The organism is Paracoccus chinensis (assembly GCF_900102885.1).
Lineage (GTDB): Bacteria > Pseudomonadota > Alphaproteobacteria > Rhodobacterales > Rhodobacteraceae > Paracoccus > Paracoccus chinensis.
In genome coordinates this window covers 1-2,511 of sequence record NZ_FNGE01000057.1, presented here as the reverse complement: position 1 = coordinate 2,511, position 2,511 = coordinate 1, and the positions used below count along the sequence as shown (strand labels likewise).

Below are 2,511 nucleotides of genomic sequence, written 5' to 3'. Positions count from 1 at the left end.
CCGGCCTCGATGCACCTGGTGCTCCAGAGTTTGCCCTTCATGCAGCGCGGAAAGCCTGCCAAGCTGCGCTGGTTAGGTGACAGGCGCGCGGCATGCCGCAGGCGCAGCCAAACAAGACAAGAGCCTTCTTCCCCCAGGATTCGAGGACGACATGCTTGACCACGCCCAGATCAACGCCCCGCAGTTTGAAGCCGACATGGAGGCAGTGCCGGGCACAGCCCCAGAGGGACCGCGTGCACCGGCACAGGCTGGGGCTGCCCCGCGCCTGGACACGCTGATGCTCCTGCCCTTCCAGATCGCAATGGCGTTGCCGGCCGCAGTCATTGCCCAAGGCAACTCGTCGGCCATTCTGCGCCAACTGTCCTGGCAGCGCGAGCGGGCCCGTCGCTGAGCCGGGCCTGTGGATGTCCGGCAGCTCAAGCCTCTTAGCTTCTGCATCCCCTTAGCAGATGCGGACTGCACCAACCACCGCAGAGCGGAAATGCGCAGGATCGAACCCGTCGCGGCGCCCGGCTCACGGGGTAGCAAGGCGACAATCAAGAAGCGTTTTGTCTTCCAGCGTATTGATCAGCAGGCCGGTCCCGCCCTTGGTGATCCATTCGTACTGCCCTGAGACGTAGCGTGCGCCAGATCCGCTCACCGCCTCCGCAAAGACGCGCGCATCGCCCTCATCCATGGAGACCAGCGCCAGGTTGCCTGCCTCAGAGACGACATAGACCACGGCAAGCGGCTTATCCTCGCCACAGGTGTAGCGGGCCGTGGTGACATCCTCCAGATCGAAGGTGATCGTCAGGGCGGCATCCGCCGAGGCGGTGGCCGGCACGAGCGTAAGAAGGACGGCAAAGGCGGCGGGTCTGAACATGGAAGGTCTTTCGGGGGGTGATAACGCTCCGTGCAGAACACATGAGCGCCGGAGGAAGTTGCCCGAGGTCTGCGACACGCCGTTCAAAGGTTTGAGGTGTCGCCTCAACGCTCGTTGTGAACGTCAAGACTGAGAGCTTAGCTTATTGGCTTTTTAGGTTCTCGCATGCACAACGCGAGCGTTTGTTACTCGAAGAATTACCTTCTGATACCCCCCACCCATTCTGTTCTCCCAATTCCTGGAGGACTCCCGGAGAGGTTAGACGATTACTTTTTCGAAGATCGGAAATACGCTTGAGAAGGTCTGGTGCTGTGAGTGTATTAGGAGGTTCGACAAAACCTGCATCTACTCGGATTGTGCTAAAAGTAGAGCAATTCACGAGGGAAAACCGCTGAGCATGTCCCCGAGGGTCGCTCGACTTTTTCGGGTATTCTTCAGTTGCGAGGCCAACATATGACCCTCCTTCATGGATGGCAGGATGTTCCACTAATACGCGGTCGGGGTGGCGAGACGGACCCTGCCACCCGCATTTGTCGAGGCTTACTCCCACTGAGGCAGGCTGATCGACGCATGAAGATGCTAAAAGGGTGACTGCAAAAAATACGATACGCATGTCCCGCCCCGAACCTATAAGCCTTTGTCCAGAGCCTTACCCTCTTCGCGACCGGCAGCAATGGGTTCAGGCGACGATAGGGCCGGCCCGCCCCGGAGACCTCACACATCGGAGGGGCGGGCCTGCCCGGCTCTGCAGGCTACAGTTCGTGGCCCAGCTCATCGTCCCGACGCGCATGCGCCTCCCGCTCCTTCACCAGCTCCAGCTGGCGGACGCGCTCGGCCTGGTCCGCCACCTGCCGTTCCCGGTCCAGATCGCGGGACAGGTCGTCGCGCAGCCCGCCCTGCGCGGCTTCCGCGAAGAACTCCCCCCAGGCATCGGGCGCCGGCTCCAGGGCCTCCAGCGCCCGCTCGGCCACCCGCCCGAGCCAGTCGCGGGCCTGCCCGGCCAGCTCCTGGGCCACGCGCCCGACCTCAAGGGCGCGCTCGCGGACCTCGTGCCAGACCCGCACGGCCGCGACCTCGATCCCGCGCTCCTTGAGCTGCCACGCCCCGATGGACAGCTGCGGCAACGGCTCCCGGTCCAGTTCCACGGCGCGCACCGTCTGCACCAGCTCCTCGACCTCGTCGCCGCGCTCCCGCGCCTCCTGGGCCAGCTCCAGCGCCTCCGCGCGCTGCGCCTCCAGCGTCCGGTGGTCCACCCGCAGCGCGTGGCCGGCCCGCTCCAGGGCGGCGTTGGCGTCCTGCGCCCAGGCTTCCCGCCAGTCCTCCAGCACCGCCACGGCGTTCCAGTCGCGGTTCTTGGTGGTGAAGCCCTCGGCGTCGATCTCCCGGGTGGTCAGCAGGACATGGGCGTGGTGGTTGCGCTCGTCACCGGTCAGCCCCGGCGCATGAAGGGCGATGTCCGCGACCATGCCGCGGTCCACGAAGGACCGCTGGCAGAAGTCGCGGACCAGCTCGACGCGCTCGGCATGGTCCAGTTCGGCGGGCAGGGCCACGCGGATTTCACGGGCGAGCTGGCTGTTCTTGCGGGTCTCGGCGGCCTCGACCCGGTTCCACAGCGCGGCGCGGTCATGGACCCAGTCCGGCGCATGGGC

3 protein-coding genes are annotated in these 2,511 nt (G+C 65.1%); 1 reads left to right on the top strand and 2 read right to left on the bottom strand.

Translation table 11 applies throughout. The features are described 5' to 3' along the window. Positions 1-151 precede the first annotated feature (151 nt). The gene (locus BLQ03_RS17550; protein ID WP_090757575.1) at positions 152-391 is read left to right on the top strand and encodes a hypothetical protein; all 240 of its coding nucleotides are present in this window, start codon (positions 152-154) and stop codon (positions 389-391) included. Between the two features lie 123 nt (positions 392-514). Here the strand turns inward: BLQ03_RS17550 and BLQ03_RS17545 are convergent, their stop codons facing one another. Together BLQ03_RS17545 and mobQ are read right to left on the bottom strand one after the other, a co-directional pair. Next, the gene (locus BLQ03_RS17545; protein ID WP_090757574.1) at positions 515-862 is read right to left on the bottom strand and encodes an MliC family protein; all 348 of its coding nucleotides are present in this window, start codon (positions 860-862) and stop codon (positions 515-517) included. A gap of 752 nt (positions 863-1,614) precedes the next feature. Further along, positions 1,615-2,511 (bottom strand): MobQ family relaxase (gene mobQ, locus BLQ03_RS18740; protein WP_139166816.1); only part of this gene is annotated, 897 nt, incomplete at its 5' end.

Coding starts and splice junctions, on each gene's coding strand:
- BLQ03_RS17550 (WP_090757575.1), top strand. CDS start 152: ATGCTTGACCACGCCCAGATCAACGCCCCGCAGTTTGAAGCCGACATG.
- BLQ03_RS17545 (WP_090757574.1), bottom strand. CDS start 862: ATGTTCAGACCCGCCGCCTTTGCCGTCCTTCTTACGCTCGTGCCGGCC.